The 17,795-nt window shown below is 64.5% G+C and carries 20 protein-coding genes and 2 pseudogenes; 9 read left to right on the forward strand and 13 right to left on the reverse strand.

The window, feature by feature from the left end:
* Positions 1-605 (forward strand): crotonase/enoyl-CoA hydratase family protein (locus WAN02_RS32765; protein WP_422269521.1); only part of this gene is annotated, 605 nt, incomplete at its 5' end.
* An 11-nt stretch (positions 606-616) separates the two neighbouring features.
* Here the strand turns inward: WAN02_RS32765 and WAN02_RS32770 are convergent.
* Genes WAN02_RS32770 through cynS form a run of 3 tightly spaced genes read right to left on the reverse strand, consistent with a single transcriptional unit; the run spans position 617 to position 3,539 of the window.
* Positions 617-1,627: a patatin-like phospholipase family protein gene (locus tag WAN02_RS32770; RefSeq protein ID WP_422269522.1), complete on the reverse strand. Its 1,011-nt coding sequence runs from the start codon at positions 1,625-1,627 to the stop codon at positions 617-619.
* Positions 1,628-1,644: 17 nt separating this feature from the next.
* A complete protein-coding gene (locus WAN02_RS32775) occupies positions 1,645-3,018 on the reverse strand; it encodes a DUF2254 domain-containing protein (protein ID WP_422269523.1) in 1,374 nt (457 codons plus the stop codon).
* Positions 3,019-3,071: 53 nt separating this feature from the next.
* Positions 3,072-3,539, reverse strand: a complete 468-nt coding sequence (gene cynS, locus WAN02_RS32780) for a cyanase (RefSeq protein WP_422269524.1) — start codon at positions 3,537-3,539, stop codon at positions 3,072-3,074.
* A gap of 165 nt (positions 3,540-3,704) precedes the next feature.
* Between cynS and WAN02_RS32785 the strand changes: the two genes are divergently transcribed.
* The 3 genes and pseudogenes from WAN02_RS32785 to WAN02_RS32795 all read left to right on the forward strand — a co-directional run.
* On the forward strand, positions 3,705-3,821 hold the full coding sequence (locus WAN02_RS32785) for a ferredoxin (RefSeq protein ID WP_422269525.1): 117 nt from the start codon (positions 3,705-3,707) through the stop codon (positions 3,819-3,821).
* Positions 3,822-3,830: 9 nt separating this feature from the next.
* A pseudogene (locus WAN02_RS32790) lies at positions 3,831-3,995 on the forward strand (NAD(P)/FAD-dependent oxidoreductase); the annotation flags it as partial.
* Positions 3,995-4,204, forward strand: a pseudogene (locus WAN02_RS32795) (cytochrome P450); the annotation flags it as partial. The pseudogenes WAN02_RS32790 and WAN02_RS32795, both read left to right, overlap by 1 nt.
* Before the next feature lie 15 nt (positions 4,205-4,219).
* On the opposite strand, the gene WAN02_RS32800 reads toward WAN02_RS32795, so the two are convergent.
* From WAN02_RS32800 to WAN02_RS32810, 3 genes are all read right to left on the reverse strand, one after another.
* The gene (locus WAN02_RS32800; RefSeq protein ID WP_422269526.1) at positions 4,220-5,623 is read right to left on the reverse strand and encodes a CehA/McbA family metallohydrolase; all 1,404 of its coding nucleotides are present in this window, start codon (positions 5,621-5,623) and stop codon (positions 4,220-4,222) included.
* 291 nt (positions 5,624-5,914) lie between these two features.
* Positions 5,915-6,934: an amidohydrolase family protein gene (locus tag WAN02_RS32805; RefSeq protein WP_422269527.1), complete on the reverse strand. Its 1,020-nt coding sequence runs from the start codon at positions 6,932-6,934 to the stop codon at positions 5,915-5,917.
* Between the two features lie 49 nt (positions 6,935-6,983).
* Positions 6,984-7,436 carry a universal stress protein gene (locus WAN02_RS32810; protein WP_422269528.1) on the reverse strand — a complete coding sequence of 151 codons (453 nt, stop codon included), beginning with the start codon at positions 7,434-7,436 and terminating at the stop codon, positions 6,984-6,986.
* A 129-nt stretch (positions 7,437-7,565) separates the two neighbouring features.
* Here WAN02_RS32810 and WAN02_RS32815 point away from each other — a divergent pair, with 129 nt between their 5' ends.
* Together WAN02_RS32815 and WAN02_RS32820 are read left to right on the forward strand one after the other, a co-directional pair.
* The gene (locus WAN02_RS32815; RefSeq protein ID WP_422269529.1) at positions 7,566-8,012 is read left to right on the forward strand and encodes an SRPBCC family protein; all 447 of its coding nucleotides are present in this window, start codon (positions 7,566-7,568) and stop codon (positions 8,010-8,012) included.
* Positions 8,005-9,738 carry a sulfatase-like hydrolase/transferase gene (locus tag WAN02_RS32820; protein ID WP_422269530.1) on the forward strand — a complete coding sequence of 578 codons (1,734 nt, stop codon included), beginning with the start codon at positions 8,005-8,007 and terminating at the stop codon, positions 9,736-9,738. Before WAN02_RS32815 ends, WAN02_RS32820 begins: the two co-directional genes overlap by 8 nt.
* Here the strand turns inward: WAN02_RS32820 and WAN02_RS32825 are convergent.
* The 3 genes from WAN02_RS32825 to WAN02_RS32835 form a co-directional block, all read right to left on the reverse strand.
* Complete coding sequence (locus WAN02_RS32825) at positions 9,735-10,295, reverse strand: phospholipase D-like domain-containing protein (RefSeq protein WP_422269531.1); 561 nt, start codon at positions 10,293-10,295, stop codon at positions 9,735-9,737. The genes WAN02_RS32820 and WAN02_RS32825 overlap by 4 nt on opposite strands.
* Positions 10,296-10,305: 10 nt before the next feature.
* Positions 10,306-11,403: a DUF2235 domain-containing protein gene (locus WAN02_RS32830; RefSeq protein ID WP_422269532.1), complete on the reverse strand. Its 1,098-nt coding sequence runs from the start codon at positions 11,401-11,403 to the stop codon at positions 10,306-10,308.
* A gap of 150 nt (positions 11,404-11,553) precedes the next feature.
* Complete coding sequence (locus tag WAN02_RS32835) at positions 11,554-13,164, reverse strand: DUF4070 domain-containing protein (protein WP_422269533.1); 1,611 nt, start codon at positions 13,162-13,164, stop codon at positions 11,554-11,556.
* Positions 13,165-13,275: 111 nt separating this feature from the next.
* Here WAN02_RS32835 and WAN02_RS32840 point away from each other — a divergent pair, with 111 nt between their 5' ends.
* On the forward strand, positions 13,276-14,184 hold the full coding sequence (locus WAN02_RS32840) for an SCO6745 family protein (RefSeq protein WP_422269534.1): 909 nt from the start codon (positions 13,276-13,278) through the stop codon (positions 14,182-14,184).
* Here WAN02_RS32840 and WAN02_RS32845 read toward each other — a convergent pair.
* Both WAN02_RS32845 and WAN02_RS32850 read right to left on the reverse strand, forming a co-directional pair.
* Positions 14,163-14,645, reverse strand: a complete 483-nt coding sequence (locus WAN02_RS32845; RefSeq protein ID WP_422269535.1) for a maleylpyruvate isomerase N-terminal domain-containing protein — start codon at positions 14,643-14,645, stop codon at positions 14,163-14,165. The two genes, WAN02_RS32840 and WAN02_RS32845, sit on opposite strands and share 22 nt — an antisense overlap.
* Positions 14,642-14,995, reverse strand: coding sequence for a VOC family protein (locus tag WAN02_RS32850; RefSeq protein ID WP_422269536.1), 354 nt, complete (start codon positions 14,993-14,995; stop codon positions 14,642-14,644). The genes WAN02_RS32845 and WAN02_RS32850 overlap by 4 nt, the downstream gene beginning before the upstream one ends.
* A gap of 86 nt (positions 14,996-15,081) precedes the next feature.
* On the opposite strand from WAN02_RS32850, the gene WAN02_RS32855 reads away from it, so the two are divergent.
* Entirely contained in the window at positions 15,082-15,681 is a 600-nt protein-coding gene (locus tag WAN02_RS32855) for a DUF998 domain-containing protein (RefSeq protein ID WP_422269537.1), read from the forward strand.
* On the opposite strand, the gene WAN02_RS32860 is transcribed toward WAN02_RS32855, so the two are convergent.
* Positions 15,659-16,027, reverse strand: coding sequence for an STAS/SEC14 domain-containing protein (locus WAN02_RS32860; RefSeq protein WP_422269538.1), 369 nt, complete (start codon positions 16,025-16,027; stop codon positions 15,659-15,661). The genes WAN02_RS32855 and WAN02_RS32860 overlap by 23 nt on opposite strands.
* A 57-nt stretch (positions 16,028-16,084) precedes the next feature.
* Between WAN02_RS32860 and WAN02_RS32865 the strand changes: the two genes are divergently transcribed.
* Entirely contained in the window at positions 16,085-16,948 is an 864-nt protein-coding gene (locus tag WAN02_RS32865) for an NYN domain-containing protein (protein ID WP_422269539.1), read from the forward strand.
* Between the two features lie 396 nt (positions 16,949-17,344).
* Here the strand turns inward: WAN02_RS32865 and WAN02_RS32870 are convergent.
* Positions 17,345-17,795, reverse strand: a 451-nt coding sequence (locus WAN02_RS32870; RefSeq protein WP_422269540.1) for a class I SAM-dependent methyltransferase, incomplete at its 5' end; no start/stop codon positions are given.

Genomic DNA, 17,795 nt, shown 5'->3' on the forward strand with positions numbered 1-17,795 from the left:
AGCAGGCCCTCAACGACGCGCTCGACCACGCCGACCGCGACGATGTCGGCGCCGTCGTGATCGCCGGAAACCACCGGGTTTTCAGCGGCGGGTTCGACCTGAAGGTCCTGACGTCGGGTGAGATCCAGCCGGCAATCGACATGCTCAAGGGCGGCTTCGAGCTTTCCCATCGATTGCTGTCCTACCCCAAGCCGGTGGTGATGGCCTGCACCGGCCACGCCATTGCGATGGGCGCTTTCCTGCTGGCCAGCGGCGATCACCGAATTGCGGCTCCCGGCTTCAACATTCAGGCCAACGAGGTCGCGATCGGTATGACGATTCCGTACTCGGCTCTGGAAGTGATGAAGCTGCGACTCACCCCGTCGGCCTACCAGCAGGCCGCCGGACTGGCGAAGACGTTCTTCGGTGAGACCGCGGTGGCCGCCGGGTGGCTGGACGAAATTGTCATGCCAGATATGGTGCTCAGCCGCGCCGAGGAAGCCGCACGCGATTTCGCGACGCTCAAGCAGCACGCCCATGTCGGCACCAAGCTGCGGACCCGGGCCGAGGCGCTGACCGCGATTCGCTCCGGAATCGACAATATGGCAGCCGAATTCGAGGTCTAGGTTCTGAGGCCTTAGGTTGGGGGCCGCCGGAAACGCTCGAGGTACTCGTTCCAGTTCCAGGACTTCAGGAACGTTTCGGCCGCATCGTGGCCGTTCTGGTAGAGCTCTTGCATCTGCTTGGTGCCGATCTTGAAGTCCAGAAATCCGACTTTTGACGAGTCGACCCGGATCGCCCGTGAGTCGACCCATGGTTGATTCAGGTAGGCCTGGTCGCGCCCGACGATCATCGTGGTGATCAGCGCTTCGATCAGCGGCGGGCCGCCGAAGAGCCAATTGACCGGCGCCAGAGCCGGAATCACCTTGTCGTTGCCCTGCGGAAGGTTGGGCAGCAGCGTGACGCCGAAGGTCGGCCAGCGTGGCGGTTTGCCGTCCCGCCGGTCGAACGAGTCGATCGGGAAGTTCGACAGCATGCCGCCGTCGACCAGCGTCGACGTCAGGCCGGCTGCGCTGGTCAACTTAGCGGCCCGGAAGAAGAACGGAATCGACATCGAGGCGCGCACCGCGTCGGCTACCTGTTGTTCGTCGGGGTCCAGGCCGTACAGCCGGTGGTAGTCCCATGGCAGCCGCACCAGCTGCCCGGTGGTCACGTCGGACACCGTGACGACCAGCCGGTAGCGCTGCTCCGGCGGCAGGTTCGGAGCGTCGATGGCCAGGTCGCCGAACGTCCGCACACCGAGGTTGGCCAGCTCGGTGCGAATCCAGTCGTGAGCGAAATCGCCTTTGTAGATGCCGGTTTCGCTCACTACCCCCCACGCCGGGCCGAGTAGCGGGATGCCGGTGATGTGCGTCGGGTCGAGGAATTTCTTGTAGGGCAACGTCATGGTGAGTTGCTCGACCTGATCGGGGGTCAGTTCGTCGGCGCCGGCGGCCAGGATTGCGCCCACCACCGAGCCGGCTGACGTGCCGGACACCCGTTGGATCGCATATCCGGCTTCCAACAGCGCGACCGCGGCACCGGACAGGCCGATGCCCTTGACGCCGCCGCCCGAGAGGACGAGGTCCGCCTTGAGTTCGGAAGTCACTCTGCGCACTGTAGCCGTTAGGCCAGACGAAGCCCCTTCGGCTCCACTGTCGACGGCGTCACGGTCGGGTGGACCAGTGCCAAGACCGCCTCGTATCGCTCTGTGACGTCGTCGCGGTCTGACGGGTCGGCGACCGTCGCCAGGCTGGACTGCTGGATCGCCTCGGCCTGCCGGATCAACGGGGTCTGGAGTGCCCGGTTAGGAGTTTGTTCCATGATCTTAGCGAGCGCTTCGAGTTGCCGGATCATGATGGCGGGCATGCCAACTGCGGCCTGGCGGATGGTATCGAAGGTGCGCTCCACCAGTCGCTCGAAATCGGGCTGGTAGGCGATGACGCGAATGTTGCCCTCAGCGTCGCGCCGGATCCGCTGTGGGCGCCACGAAGTGGCAATTCGGCATAAGCCATCGGCAATCCAGTCGACGCAGGTCATCCCGGTGAACGTGTCGTTGACTGCCGGCGATAGTGCGCGCAAACCGATCTCGACCAGTTGATCGAAGCCGAACGAAATATCCTGTGGGAGTGTGCGATAGGCGCCCGTGATGTGGCCAAGCGCGAGCCTCACTGCGACAGAGTCGGCGGCCTCGGGCGGCCACACCCGGGCGATTACCTGACCTGCGACCACGAAATGCCCAGGACGAAACGGTAACTGAATGACGGCATCATGCTGGGTAGCGATCTTCAGCAGCGAGTCATGGCGCACGACCTGGAGATAGCCGCTGCGCGGTGTGCGGATCGGGGCACCAGACTCGGCCAACCGGGTGCACAGTTCCTCGTGCGACGGGCCACGCGCCGTGCCGACCCCGAACTCGCCAGTGCGATCCAGGGCCGTGATCTCTTTGTCCAATGTTGCCGCAATGCGCGCAATAACCACCGGAAGCTGGATCATCGAAGCGATGTGATTGAGGAAGAAGATCAGTACAGCGACATCAGCCAACGTCAGCATGAACGTCACCGTGATCGACAAATGCGGAACGAAATCACCGTGCGGGCCGCCGCCCACTGAAACCAGAGCGATCATCGCGTAGCAAAATGACGCGACGAATGTTCCCAACGAAACTTGAGTTCCCGTATCGCGCACGAAGTTGCGCAGCATCCGCGGCCCGAACTGCGTTGAGGCCAGCGTCAGCGCCACGATGGTGATTGAAAAGACGATGCCGACGACGGTGATGATCGCCGCCGCGACCGTGGCCAACACGACTCGAGCCGAATCGGCGCTGCCCTGAAGCACCCACGACGGAAACTGGATCCATCCGTCGTAAGCCGAGCGGTCGACCGTGTAGGTGATGCCGAACAGCCCGACTATCCCAATCGTCTGCAGCACAGGAACGAGCCACAGGTTGGTCCGAAGCTGCTCCCGTCGCCAATCGGCCTCGAAGTATGGACCACGCATCTAGCAAAAGCTAAGCGTGCGCGGCCTGCTGCGCGCGTTTATTGACGATATATTTACGGGCTCGCCGAAACCCAGTCGTAAGCAAGGAATTTTCCGTCGAAGGTCACCACTACGCGATCGCCGGACGGGTGCGGTTTCTTCTGCAGGTCGACGCTGAAGTTGATCGCACTCATGATGCCGTCGCCGAACTGCTCGTGGATGAGCTCCTTGAGCGCGGGCCCGTAAACCTGCAGGGCCTCGTAGAAGCGGTAAATGGTCGGGTCGGTGGGCACCGCGGTGGGCAGCGCGGCGCGGGTGGGCACGGCGGCCAGCAGCGGGATCGCCGACTGGTCGAGGCCCAGCATCTCGACCAGCACCTTGCCGAGTTCGGCCGCAATCGGGTGCTGGCCCAGTAGCGCCGACGTGGTCCACACGACCGGTCGGTCGATGGCGTCGGCCAACTCCTGCCAGCTCAGGCCCTTGGCCAGGCGGGCGATGACAATCTGCTCGGTGATCTCGTTGCGCGTCATGGTCACCAGCATGCACCCGAATCCGCGAATCCGTCTCCCCGTCAGCGGCTTTCATATTCGCCGGATTGTCGCTACCACTGGATGTAGGCTTCGAGACATTGGATCTTCAGCCACGGGGATCGGGCCACGAATACGAATCGTCGTCGGCTTGAACCGCTGCCTTGGTTACGCCCTATTGTGTGCCGCTGGCGCTACGACCCCAACCCGGACGACGGGCATCGGCTGCGGGTATTGCGGGCCGCGGCGGCATGCCCGGTGCAGGCGATCGTCGTGGAACCGTTCGACAGCGACTAGCCGGCGCCCATGAACGGGAACGCATCCAAAGACACCGGCCGCATCGTCATCGTCGGTGCGTCGCTGACCGGGCTTCGCGCCGCCGAAGCGCTGCATGAGGAAGGTTTTCGCGGACGACTCACCATCGTCGGCGACGAGCCAGACGAGCCTTACGACCGTCCTCCGCTGTCCAAAACGAGCACGTGGGCTTCGGACGCGGCATTCATATCTGCTTCGGCGCACCGCTCGCGCGACTGGAGGTCAATATCGCGTTCGGGGCGTTTCTTCGGCGGGTGGAAAACCCTCGGCGGGTCGAGGACCCGCCGCCCTATCGCATCAGTCAGGTCTTTCGCGGCCCGCGACACGTGCTTGTCGACTACGACGGCGTGCGACCGCGAACCTGATCAAGGGTCCCCTGCTCAGACCAGCCAGATGGGATTCGTGAGGGCGACCATCGCGCCGAGCGGACGCCGTTGCCCTTCGCGGATCTCCAGTCGCGCGAAGCGCGCCGCGGCGGCGTCCAGTTCCCACTGCACCCGGGCACGATCCGATCCGACCGTAGCCCGCCGCACAGCGCCCTCAGCGGTCATCAACGCGATGTCGGTGCCCGCGGCACCGCTGAGCACCGCGGTCACCGTCACCCGCCCATCTGAAGGCACTCGTAGCGTCTGGCCGGGACCGGCGACGCCGTCAGCGCTGGGGCAGGACGCCGTCAGCTCCAGTGCCACATGGGACGATCGCGCGAGATACGAACGGCCGCGGCGCAACCCATCGACGATGGCCCTCGTCGAGAGTTCCTCCGCGTGCACGACGGTCTGGGGCAAGCCGACCTGTTGGTGTTCGCCGTGCGAATCACTGCCACCGACCGCGGTTATGCGTCGTCCCTGCCGCAGTAGCCGCTGCCAGGTGCGCAGCGAGAATTCATCGTCGAGATTCCACCGGCCGTTCCACACTTCGAGCGCGTCAACGTCGTCGAAGCCGAATTCCCACGCCGCCCCCGGTAGTGGCACGGACGGATGTGCGGCGACCACCAGACCGCCCCCATCGCGAACTTCGGCGGCGAAGCGCGGAAACACCCCATCGCTTGGCCCGTACCGCCAGTCGACCCAGGCGCGCGGCGGCAGGCCGACCGCAAGCCAGTGCCCGTGGCGGGTGGTGACCTCCTCGCCCGGGATCACCAGCAGACCGGGTGTGTGCCAGGCCGGCCATATCCGATTGGCCGAGTTGGTGTTGTGTTCGGTGGAGACGATGAAGTCCAGCCCGCTGGCGCGTGCGACTGACGCGAGTTCCTCGGGACGACGCTCGCCGTCGGAGTGAACGGTGTGCAGGTGAAGATCACCGCGATACCAGCGCGGGCCGGTCACCGATGGGATTGGAATCGGCTGCACGGCTTCGCTTTCCGGCGGCCGGCTCACGGATGGTCCGCGTTCCATGGTGACGTGTGCCTCCCACGGCATCCCCCACGGGTTCAGAACTACCGGCCCGAGCGCCACCGCCCATGGACCCGGCTCGATCGGGCCGGCCAAATAACCTGGGGTGGCATACCCGCTGGAGATCTCGAAGTGGTCGCGCGCTCCGCCCGACCAGCCCCGGAATCCCGCGGCATTGCCCAGTTCGTGGCCCGCGGGGCCAAAGATGCCTAAATCCAGCACGTTTCGAGCGACTCCGGCGAACGAGAAGCTCTGATGAGAGGTGGAAACCCGAATGCGCTGAACACCCGTCGGCACGTCGAATGGCAGATAGGCCCAGCGGTAGATGCCAAAACCGAATCGTCCTGAAAACGCTATCTCGATCGCACCGGGGGCGACCGTCGCGATGCCCATGGCCCCAGGATGGGCCATCAGGAGGTAACCATCAGTTACATCGACACGAACGCCCGCCGTCGCGCTGCTTGCAATTAGTGGGAGACCAGTCCGGCTCGCAGCACCGTCACCCAGCCGATCCGTACCGCGAGCCGTCCCACGAACGGCGAACTCCAGCCGAGGTCCCCGCCGTTACCGATGAACACGGTCTAACTGCGTGTCGGCGTGCCCGCGCGACCGCTTTCGATCGTCATGACCTGACGATCAGTCCGAAAGCCCTCTCGTCGAACACAAACCGGCGAAACGAGCCGGTCATTCGAGCCGAAGCAGACGTTCGGCGTTGGAGTGGGCGATCTTCTCCTTGTCTGCCGGCGGGATTGGCATCTGCTCCAGGAATCTCCGGCCCGCTTCCATGCTGGCGAACGGATAGTCGGCGGTGAACACGATCCGGTCGATGCCGATCACGTTGGCCATCGCCTGGTAGGCGTTGAACGACAAGCTCCAACTCGGATCGGTCGCACCGGGTTGCATCCCGGCGAATTCGCCGGCCAGGATGCCGCCGTAGAAGTTCTCCCGCAGGTATTCCTTGATGGTCCGCTTGAGACCGCTCTCCTCTGGTGGAAACGAGTAATCCGTCCGCCACGCCATCCAACTCAGCGCCTCGAAGTGGTGGCCGACGATCACCTGCAGCTTGGGAAAGCGGTCGAAGACGCCGCCGAGAATGAGTCTGACGCAATGGATTCCGGTGTCGATGTGCCAGCCGAGCCCCGCGACGGCCAACTTGGCCGACACCGCCGGCGCCAAGCCCAGGTAATACGCATCGATCACCGGCCGCGGCGGGACCGTCGGATGCAGATAGATCGGAACGTCCAGCGCTTCAGCGGATTCGAACACCGGCCAGAAGAACTGGTCGTCGAGATAGCGGCCGTCGACGTGGCCGTTGATCAGCGCGCCGACGAAGCCGTGATCGCGCACCGTCCGCTCCAATTCGGCTACGGCAGCGTCGGGGTCGCGCATCGGCAGGGTGGCAAAGCCGAGAAAGCGGTCGGGATGCTCGGTGGCCGCGGCGACCACCGCGTCGTTGGCCTGCCTGGCCAGTTCGACGGCCTGCGGTATCTCGACGGCCTCGACGCCGGGAACGTTGGACAGGATCTGCACGTCGATGCCGGCCGCGTCCATCGCGGCGAGGCGCCCCTCCCCCAGGTCTTCAATGCCTGGCGGCGGCCAACCGCTTCCGCCCCTGCTCGCGTCGAACAGCTTGCGAGGGCTGTTGGGGTGAGCGTCCGCGATAGCCGGGAGCGTGTAGTGCTCCTCGAAAGCAATGATCTTCATGAGCCCACTCATACCTAACGGATCTGAGTGTCGGCTGCGAGCCAAATGGTCAGCCGCTGGTGTGCACGATCAGCACGTCGATCTTGGCGCGAGTCGCGACGGCTCCGGGTATCGAGAACACCCGGCCGATGATCGCGGCTCCGGTATCCAGTCCGACGTTGCCGACCACCAGCAGATCGGCGCCTACTTCCTCGGCGAGATCCACCAACGCGTGAATGGGACCGCCCTTGACCGGATGATCCTCGATCTTGGTCGCCCCCGCCGCCCGTGCGCGATCGCGTGCATCGTGCAACATCGCGTAGACCGGCGCGGCTCCGGAGACCTTGTAGCCCTCCTTGCCGAGGGCATCGGCCGCTCGCAAATCGTCTTTTTCCGGTAGGTAGCCCGTCGCGATGATCAGCTTCGCGTTGGACTCGGCCGCAATCTTGCCGGCCCGGTCCACCGCGCGCAGTGACGACTCCGAGCCGTCGGTCCCAACCACCACCGTCTTGTAGGTCGCCATGTCCCCTCCGCAGCGTCGTTGGCGTGTCTCCCAGAGACCGTAGCGCCGCTGGCCATCGAGGCCGGAAGTTTCGGCCAGATTTACGTCCGGTCCGCTCGATCGGCCGTTTTCGCCGCGTACGGTGAGGCGGTGGCCGACATTGACCGCAGCCGGAGGATCGCGGCCGACCCGCAGTCCGTCTGGGATGTGCTCGCCGACTTCGGCTCGATCAGTTCGTGGGCGGACAACATCGACCATTCGTGCATCCTCAACCAGGGCAGCGAGCCGCTCGGCACCACCCGGCGAGTCCAGATCGGCCGCAACGCCTTGGTGGAGACGATTACCGAGTTCGACACCACGCGCAGGCTCGCCTACGACGTCGAGGGCTTGCCCAAGCACGTGCGCCGGTTCAACAATCGATGGAGCCTGCGGCCGGTAGCCTATGGCGGCACTGTCGTCACGTTGACCAGCACCGTCGAAATCGGTTCTGGCCCAATAGGCAAGCTTGCCGAGCGAGCGGTGTGCCGCGCTCAAGTCCGACAATCCGACATCATGCTCGCCGGTCTTGCCAACCGATTGGAGTATACGCGTGGCTAGTCAGCCCGACGTCATCATCCTGATGACCGATGAGGAACGCGCGATCCCGCCGTACGAGTCAGCCGAGGTGCTCGCCTGGCGGGACCAGACTCTGCACGGCCGCAAGTGGTTCGACGAGCACGGCGTCAGCTTCACCCGGCACTACACCGGCTCGCTGGCCTGCGCACCCAGTCGCCCAACGATTTTCACCGGGCACTACCCCGATCTGCACGGCGTCACCCAGACCGACGGCCTCGGCAAGATGCCCGACGATTCGCGCATGCGCTGGCTGCGGCCCGGCGAGGTGCCCACCATGGGCAACTGGTTTCGCGCCGTGGGCTACGACACCCACTACGACGGCAAATGGCACATCTCGCACGCCGACATCCACGACGCCGATGGGAGCGTGCTGGCCACCAATGATGCCAGCGGCGTCGTCGACCACGCCGCTGTGCGGCGCTATCTGGAGGCCGATCCTCTTGGCTCGTTTGGCTTTTCGGGATGGGTCGGGCCGGAGCCGCACGGCGCGCTGCCGGGCAACGCGGGCATCCGCCGCGACCCGTTGGTCGCCGACCGCGTGGTCACCTGGCTGATCGACCGTTATACCCGCCGCCGCGCCGGCGATGCCGCCGCGCTGCGTCCGTTCTTGTTGGTGGCCAGCTTCGTCAACCCGCACGACATCGTATTGTTCCCGGGCTGGCTGCGCCGCAGCCCGATCAAGGGCTCGCCGCTGGATCCGCCGCGCGTGCCCGTGGCGCCCACCGCCGACGAGGATCTGGCCAGCAAGCCCGCCGCGCAGATCGCGTTCCGGGAGGCCTACGCCTCCGGCTACGGTCCGCCGCCGGTGATTGACCAGGCCTACCGCGGCAATGCGCAGCGCTACCGCGACCTGTACTACCGACTGCACGCCGAGGTTGACGGGCCGATCGACCGCGTGCGTAAGACGGTTACCGAGGGCGGCTCGGACCATGCGGTGCTGGTGCGCACCTCCGATCACGGCGACCTGCTCGGTGCGCACGGCGGCCTGCACCAGAAGTGGTTCAACCTGTACGACGAGGCCACCCGGGTGCCGTTCGTGATCGCGCGGATCGGTGCCGGTGCCACATCGTCGCGGGAGGTGACGGCACCGACGTCGCATGTCGACCTGCTGCCGACACTGCTGGCCGCGGCGGGTGTCGACGTCGATGCGGCGGCCGGCAGCCTGGCGGAGTCGTTCTCTGAAGTGCATCCGCTGCCGGGGCAGAACCTGATGCCGGTGGTGGACGGCGGTCCGGCCGACGACGAGCGTGCGGTCTACATCATGACCCGCGACAACATGCTCGAGGGCGACAGCGGCGCCTCGGCGGTGGCCCGCCGGTTGCGGCGGACGTCGAATCCACCAGGGCCGCTGCGAATCCGAGTGCCTGCGCACGTCGGGTCGAACTTCGAGGGCTTGGTGGTCCGCGTTGACGATCACCTGTGGAAGCTGGTGCGCACCTTCGACGATCCGGCGACCTGGACCGAGCCGGGCGTGCGTCATCTGGCAGCCAACGGGCTTGGCGGCGAGGCGTATCGGATGAGCCCGCTCGACGACCAGTGGGAGCTCTACGACCTCACCACCGATCCGATCGAGGCGGACAACCGGTGGACCGATCCGGATCTGCACGAGCTGCGCCAGCATCTGCGAACGCAACTCAAGCTTGCCAGGGCGGAAGCTGTCCCCGAACGAAATCAGCCCTGGCCGTATGCCTCTCGCCGGCCGAGTTAGCCGGCCGGCTGGGCTTTGGCGGCTTGTGCCATCTGCTTCAACATGCTGTCGTGGATGATGTCGATCCGTGACCGGGCCTCGGCGCACATGTATGGGTCGCGGATGACGGTGAGCTGATTGTCCTGCTTGGATTCTCCACTGGTGGACCAGTTTGTCGACCCGGTGATGACGTCGACGCCGTCGATGATGACCATCTTCAAGTGCATGATCGCCGACTTCTCGCTGTGACCGATCGCGATGCTGTTGCCGATCTTGTGGTTGAGCCATGGGGCGAGCAGCGGCTGCTCGGCTTTGCCGGCGGCCTGGGTGGAGTCGAGACTCATTTGCACATAGATGTTTTCGTCGTTCAACGCCGACTGCAGGGCCGCATTCAGCTCCGGATCGTCGTAGCCGTACATCGCCACGATGATGGTCTTGTTGGCCGACGTCAACAAGTCCCTCAGCGCCTGGTGCACCTGGTCGACCGGGCTGTAGAACGTGCGGGTGGTGTCGGGATAGCCAGGCGGAAACGGCGCGGCTTTGTACTTGTCCAGCTCGGTCAGCGAACTCAGTGCCATGGGTGCTCCCTTACAACGCTGGGTCGGTCCAATCCGTCGGATCGGCGCTCTGTTGTATTTGCTCGGCGGTCAGATTCAGTAGGTAGCCCGGGTTGTCGCGACGGCGAATCAAGACGCTGGGATGGATCAGCGCGCCGGGACCCATCGGTCGCTTTCGACGCCCGACCAGGTACCAGAGCTTCCCGTTGTTGTGGATCGGTGCGTCGGCGAAATCATCGGCCACCATGCAGTCCTGCTTATAGGCCTCCGCATTGATGGCCAATTCGCCGACGACGCCGTCGGTGACCCACTTCAGCGCGATCGTGGCGAGCCGGTGGTCGGGGAACGTCCCGCCGATGTCGGCGTGCACGCCGGCGAACCAACGCTCCTGCAGCCCAAGCGGGTGTCGTTCGACGAGGTATTCGCGGTAGGGACGGCGTCGTTCGTCGATCGAGACGGCGTGCCGGATCCGCGCGACGTTGCACAGCGATCTGGTGTAGGGCCAGCGCAGAGCTCCCAGCCGGAGGAAGCCGGCCGCCTTCACGGTGTCCCACAGGCCGAGGTAGGCCACCGGCACCGCGTAGTGCCACACCTGGTTCGGGCTGTTCTGACGAATGGCGGCAAACAGCGGCTCGTTCTCGGTGCGCCAGCAGAACGCACGGGCGAACTCGGCCCAGTCATCGAACTCGCTCTGGGTGAAATCCCGGTTGAGAGCGTACTTTTCGACCGCGTAGGGCAGCAGGTTCTCCGATCCGGGCCGCATCAACCCCGGCCGCAGCAACATGCCGGCCAATGCGCGCGCGGTGTAGGCGCCGCGACTGAAGCCGAAGATGTAGATCGCATCGCCGGGTCGCCAGTGCTGCATCACATACCGGTAGGCCTGTGCCACATTGTCTTTGAGGCCCACACCGAACGCCTGCTCGTACAGTAGGGTCAGCTTGCCAATCAGCGAAGATTGCTTCGGCGCCAGGGTTCCCACACCGGGGTCGTAGTAGGCGATCTGGGCTGGATCGTTCTTGTCCAGCATTTCGAAGAGCTTGGCGACGTTGGTGAGATTGCCGGCGCCGATCTGGTTCGCGGTGCCGTCGAAGCAGAGGACGATCCGCTTGGGCTGCGGCACCCCGGTCATTCGCAGAACTTTACGTGGCAGCGCACGCGCCGTCGGGTCTTTGCGCGGCTATCGAGGTCACACCAGCCACCTGCGCACCAGGGAGTCGGCATACACATCGCTTTGGAAACGAGGGCGTATGTGATATCACCCGGGCAGAACATTAGAACGCTAGAACGTGTTCACCGCCCGGTGCTGCTCAGCCATCTGGTGCGACATTGTGTAGTGGTGGTAGTGCATCGCGCACTTGATCACGCAGATGAACAACAGGCTTGGGTCGGGCCGTCGACGGGCCATGGTGGCCATTCGACGGCGATAGATCCGACGCAATTGCGGGTCGGGAATGTTCTTCATCAGCCGAAGGAACAGCCCGGCCGCCAGCACGGCATCGACGGATTGCGACTTCAGCTTCCGCCACGGGTGTTTGCGCCAGTAGGCATTACGAGCGCGAGCCCAATCGAACTTCCTTGTGAGAAAGAGACTTTCGAGCCGCTCGAAGTAGAAGTCGGGATCGTACAGCTCCTGCATCAGGTCGACGTACCCGTCACGCAACTCTTCACGCGTCATGCCGAGCGGAATGACATTGGTGCCGAACGGTTGTTCGTCGTCGAGATCGAGGCGGCCTTCGTTCTTCAAGCGGGCGTGCAACGGCGTCTTCGGGATCGCCGAGAGCATGCCCACCATGGCGTGCATGATGTCGGTCTGACGGAGGAACTCGTGCTGGGCCTTGAAGATCCGGGTGTCGTCGTGGTCGAAGCCGACGATCATGCCGCACCAGACTTCGATGCCGGAGTCCTGAACTTTGCGGACACGGTCCACGATCGACTCGGTTTTTTTGACGTTTTGATACTTCTTCGTCTCGCGCAGGGAGTCTTCGTTGGGGCTCTCGATGCCGATGAAGACGGTCACGATGTTGGCCGCGTCCATCAACTGGATCAGCTCGTCGTCCTCGGCGAGGTTGAGCGACGCCTCGGTGAAGAACGTGAAGGGATATCCCTCGGCGGTCTGCCACGCGATGAGATCGCGCAGCAGCTCCTTCACCGCGACCTTGTTGCCGATCAGGTTGTCGTCGACGATGAAGGCCATTTTCAGGTGCTGCTTGCGCATCGCTTCCAGCTCGGCGATCACCTGCGCGCTTGTTTTCAGTCTTGGCCGACGACCGAACGTGACGATGATGTCGCAAAACTCGCATTGGAACGGGCAGCCGCGGCTGAATTGGACGCTGCCGAACAAATAATCCTTGGTCTTCAGCAGGTCGTAGCGCGGCACCGGCACCTGAGTCATGTCGGTCGCCTCGGCCTGCTGGTAGCGGTACCGATGTCGGCCCTCGGCCCACTCTTCGAGGAACTGCGGCCAGGTCGTTTCCGCTTCGCCGACGAAGATCGCATCAGCCAGGCCATCGAAATAATCTTCCTGCACGCTGACCCACGGACCCCCGACGATCGTGAAGACATCGCGGGTTTTCAGTTCGCGCAGAATCTCGAGCATTCGGGCACGCTGAACGGTCATCCCGGTGAGCCCGACGATGTCGGCACGCGCCAAACGGTCATAGTCGATCGGCTCGACGTTCTCATCGACGATGGTCACGGAATGGCCGGCGGGCGTCAGCGCCGCGAGTAGCGGCAGGCAGGCGGTCGGAAGGTTGCACTTCTTGCCGAGGAGCGGAAGTGCGTGCTCAAGGCCCCAGTACGACACCTGGAATCGTGGATTGATCAGGACGATATCGGCTATGGCCGCCGGCTCCCTTCCGGTGTACCCCATGGACCGTTCGCTGTAGGACACGTGTTCAATACATGGTTCCACGTATGCCGAGCGCCTAAACCTTCAAGATCATGATTTCTGTGTTGCTGATTCGACCTTGGCCCCGGCTGCGGTGGGTGGTTGACTTCGACCATGCATAGAGAACCAAAGCTTGCACGACGCTTGTTGGACCGATTCGAGCCCGTGCACGGCGTGACCTACTTCGCGCCGGAGGTGCGCGAAGCGTTGGACGGGCTGGGTTACCAGGGCTATTGGATGGGCTATTTCGCCGCGCGCTCGGCGCCGCTGGGCCAGGTGCCGCCCGAGGTGGTGACGGCGATCTTCTACAACTTCTCCCCCACGCGGGTCGCCAAGGCGCTGCCGGCGGCGTGGCGGATCGCCGGTCCCGACGAGGCATTGCGCGTCCGGCTGGACACGGCGGTCGGGGTGTTGCGCCGCTACGGTCTCGAGAAAGACGAAAACGTCTCCACCGCAGCGGAATTGCTGGGTAAGGCTGCAAGAAGTGCGCCGCTGTGCGGGCGACCGCTGTTCGCCGCGAACAGCGCGCTGCCGTGGCCGGACGGCCCGCTGGGCACGCTGTGGCATGCCGCGACGCTCCTACGCGAGCACCGCGGCGACACGCACACCGCGGTCCTGAGCGCCGCGGGGCTGACGGGCCGGGAATGCAACGTGCTGCATTCCGCGTCGGGAGCAATCCCCCGCGATTACATGGCCGCCGCCCGCGATTACGACGACGAAGAGTGGCGGCAATGCGAGCAACAGCTGGCGGGGCGGGGCCTGCTCGACCACGAGGGATCGCTCACCACGGCCGGCCAGGAGCTAAAAGAGCACGTCGAATCCACCACCGACGCGCAGTCGCTGTCGGTGCTCGACGTGTTGAGTGACGACGAGGTGGAGACACTGTTTCAGGTGCTGACGCCGATCACCCGGACCGTGGTGGCCGCCGGCGATGTCCCCGCGATGACGCCGATGGCGCTGCGTCGTAACGAATTAGACGACAGCAGTGCGCATTTGGGCTCTCAGGCCGAGCGTCCCACGTAGGCCATGAATCGCGCGGTCGGCGTCGCATCCTCGGGTGCGGGTTTGGCCGGCCCGAACGTGCCAGGCCGACGTAGCTCGTCTTCGGGCACTGCCTCGACCACCTGACGGCAAAACGCGAGCAGGTCGTCGGGAACCTCGACCGGCTGATGCTGCGATCGGTGGATGTCCCAGCCGTGAATGGTCAGGCCGACGATGGGAGTGCTCAGCGACGTGTCTGGATCTTTCTTCGCGAGAGCGTCCTTCAGCCGTGCGGCCAGTTGTTGCAGATCGTCGGTCGCCTCCGTTTCGCCCCCGGCGAGTGCCAGGAGCTTGGTGGCGGTGCCCGTGGTGTGCACCACGAGATCCCGGATGCTCCAGCCGTCGAGATTCGACGGCTGATCCCAGCTCTCTGAAGGGATCTGCTCCACCGCGGCGACGAGAAAGTCCATCGCTTCGATGGCCCTCTCGGCGATCGCGTTCATCGGGCCAGCGGCTTGTAGAAGACGATCCCGTTGCCCTTGTTGTCATAGACCACCGCGCGGCGTTCGTGGGCGTCGTCGTAGGGACCCTTCACGATGCCGCCACCACTGTCCTCGACAACCTTGGCTGCGGCGTCGACGTCGTCGGTCTTGATGCCGACCACAACCTGCCCGGGAATGGGATGGTCGACCGCGGTGGCCAAGGCCAGGGTGACAGGCCCGCCGTCGAGAGCGGCGAAGTGGGCGCCGTCGCGAAACTTCAGCGACATGCCCAGGGTCTCGCTGTAAAACCGGATCGACGCGTCCAGGTCGTCGGTCGACAAGATGACCATCTTGACTTGCTGCTCGCTCACTGGTTCCTCCTGCGGCTTGGCGTCATCGCAACCGTAAGTCCGCTAGCGTCGATGAGGCAATGACCGAACCGACTAGCCGACAGCGCGTGAGCGCAGCCGTTGCCTGGCTTTCGGCAGGACTGGCGTATCTGACCCTGGAAGGCATTGCGGCAGCCGCCTTTCGGCCTCGCTACAGCTACACGCACAACTTCATCAGCGATCTCGGGATACCGTCTACCAACTCGCCGCTGGCTTGGCTGATGAACACCGCGTTCTGTTTGCAGGGCACGCTGTTTCTCCTCGGCGCCATCCTCACCGTCCGCGCCGTCGAGGCGCGCAAGGCCGGGCTGTTTGTCACGCTTGCTGCCGCGAATGCAGTCGGCAATGTCCTGATCGCGACGTTCCACAGCGGACCCGCATCGCACGCGAACGGAACCGCCGGGCTGCATGTCATCGGTGCGGTGTTGGCGATCGTGGGCGGGAACGCAGCCATCCTCGCCGGAGCGAGGATCGTCAGCGGTTGGCATCGCAGGGTATCGGTCGCACTCGGGGCGTTCGGCCTGCTCAGCTTCGCGCTGTTCGTCGTCGAGTTGCCGGCATCCAGCGCTCTGCCGCTTGGGATATTGGAGCGATGCAGCGTCTATTCGATCACCGCGTGGCAACTGCTCACGGCGGCTTGGCTAGTCAGCCGGCGGCCCACTCTTTAGCCTTGTCGAGCTCGTCGAGTTTGAAGAGCTTGAATTCGCCGGGAATCAACCACGCCAACGCATGCAGAGTATGAGCGACCCAGGCCTTGTCGGACACCACCGCGATGCGCTTGAACGAAGCATGATGGGGCCAGACCGTGCTGAGGCCCATCTTCAGATCCTCGAATAACCCGCCGGGCCCGAAGCCTTCGTAGTCGGGCCCGATCACCTCGACGATCCTGATCTCATCGGTTTTCAGCATGTCCTCGATGGTGGGTTTGATCTCGCGGAGCTCGTCGCCGCCCAGCCGGCCCGACACGCGAACACCGGTCACTCCTTTGGGCATATCCGAAAGCAATTCGATCATGAGATCCACTATGCGCAATTCGGGTTCGCCCGGCCACCGATGGTCAAGACTGGACTCATGACAGATGCCGACGCGGACCGTGTCGCGGTGTACCTCGACTTCGACAACATCGTGATCTCCCGCTACGACCAGGTCAACGGGCGCAACTCGTTCCAGAAGGACAAGGCCAAGGGCCTCGACAAGCACGCCGATCGGCTGGAACGAGCCACCGTGGACGTCGGCGCGATCATCGACTTCGCGTCATCGTTCGGCACCCTGGTGCTCACCCGCGCCTACGCCGACTGGTCGGCCGAGGTCAACACCGGCTATCGCGAGCAATTGGTCGGCCGCGCAGTCGATTTGGTACAGCTGTTTCCCGCGGCGGCCTACGGCAAGAACGGGGCCGATATCCGGCTGGCCGTCGACGCGGTCGAGGACATGTTCCGTCTGCCCGACCTCACGCATGTGGTGATCGTGGCCGGCGACTCCGATTACATCGCGCTGGCGCAGCGCTGCAAGCGACTCGGCCGCTACGTGGTGGGGGTCGGGGTCGCCGGATCGTCGAGCAAGGCGCTGGCGGCGGCCTGCGACGACTTCGTCATCTACGACGCGCTACCCGGGGTGCCAGTACCCGAGCCGGCACCCAAGACCCGCCGCGCGAAGTCCGACGATGACGACGAGCCGCCGCCCGGCCCCGACCCGCAGCCGGCGGCCACCGCTCTGCTGACCCGCGCGCTGCGAATCGGTACCGAGAAAGACGACGTCGACTGGCTGCACAACTCGGCGGTCAAGTCGCAGATGAAGCGGATGGACCCGTCATTCAGCGAAAAATCCTTGGGCTTCAAGTCTTTCAGCGACTTCCTGCGGTCACGCACTGACGTCGTCGAGCTCGACGAAAGTTCGACGACGCGAATGGTGCGGCTGCGCGGAACCGACGCCTAGATCTTTGGCGAAATCTATTCAAAAGTTACGGCCGCGGGCGTAACCTGTAAACATCAGGTAAAGAATCGCTCCCAGAGAGGAGCAATCGGCTATGGGTATCAAACTCCTGGCCGGGGTGGCCGTGATCGCTGCCGGAGTCGGGTTCTCCGGCGCAGCGCCTGTTCACGCAGCCCCGACAAATCCACTCTCACCCTGTTCGGACTGCCTACCGGGTCCCGGCGGCGGGCCGGGCGGTCACGCGATCGGAATCCCCGCGCCCTCGGCCCAACTTCCGATGACAGGGGGCGGGCCCAAGACCGGGGGGTCAATCGTGCAGCACCGGGCTAGCACCACAAAGCCGGCAGGTCACTAAAACGACGTAGCGGAATTGGGCAGCACATAGCTAGTTGTGTGCTGTTACAGGGACTTTCGCTGTGCGGATACAAACAGATATGGCGGGATGTTGTCCTGGATCTCCGGCGGAGGTTTGCGGCCGTAACCGGTCATCAGCTCGTCCGACGGCGTCACGGTCACCTCCCAGCCGTGCCGGCTCCACCAACCGCCGACGTCTTCGCGTTCGTCGAAGTACCACAGCACGTCGAATCGTGGGACCACGCGTTGCGGGTCGGCTTGCGCCATCAACGCCCGGACCTTCTCCATGCGTTCACGCCGGAGCTCCGCCATCGCGGGGTCGGCGAAATTGGGTGACAGCGCCTCGATGCCGGCCCGGCTGCCGGTCGCAGCCAGCCCGTCGATGCGGTCGAACAACAGCTCCTGCGCCGCCGCCGGTAGGTACATCAGCAGCCCCTCGGCGGACCAGGCACTCGGCTTCGACGGGTCAAAACCGGCTTCTTGCAACGCCTTAGGC

Source organism: Mycobacterium sp. (genome assembly GCF_049281135.1).
Lineage (GTDB): Bacteria > Actinomycetota > Actinomycetes > Mycobacteriales > Mycobacteriaceae > Mycobacterium.

Coding starts and splice junctions, on each gene's coding strand:
- WAN02_RS32865 (WP_422269539.1), top strand. CDS start 16,085: ATGACAGATGCCGACGCGGACCGTGTCGCGGTGTACCTCGACTTCGAC.
- WAN02_RS32800 (WP_422269526.1), bottom strand. CDS start 5,623: ATGGGCATCGCGACGGTCGCCCCCGGTGCGATCGAGATAGCGTTTTCA.
- WAN02_RS32830 (WP_422269532.1), bottom strand. CDS start 11,403: ATGACCGGGGTGCCGCAGCCCAAGCGGATCGTCCTCTGCTTCGACGGC.
- WAN02_RS32840 (WP_422269534.1), top strand. CDS start 13,276: ATGCATAGAGAACCAAAGCTTGCACGACGCTTGTTGGACCGATTCGAG.
- cynS (WP_422269524.1), bottom strand. CDS start 3,539: ATGCTGGTGACCATGACGCGCAACGAGATCACCGAGCAGATTGTCATC.
- WAN02_RS32810 (WP_422269528.1), bottom strand. CDS start 7,436: ATGGCGACCTACAAGACGGTGGTGGTTGGGACCGACGGCTCGGAGTCG.
- WAN02_RS32775 (WP_422269523.1), bottom strand. CDS start 3,018: ATGCGTGGTCCATACTTCGAGGCCGATTGGCGACGGGAGCAGCTTCGG.
- WAN02_RS32845 (WP_422269535.1), bottom strand. CDS start 14,645: ATGAACGCGATCGCCGAGAGGGCCATCGAAGCGATGGACTTTCTCGTC.
- WAN02_RS32860 (WP_422269538.1), bottom strand. CDS start 16,027: ATGATCGAATTGCTTTCGGATATGCCCAAAGGAGTGACCGGTGTTCGC.
- WAN02_RS32825 (WP_422269531.1), bottom strand. CDS start 10,295: ATGGCACTGAGTTCGCTGACCGAGCTGGACAAGTACAAAGCCGCGCCG.
- WAN02_RS32805 (WP_422269527.1), bottom strand. CDS start 6,934: ATGAAGATCATTGCTTTCGAGGAGCACTACACGCTCCCGGCTATCGCG.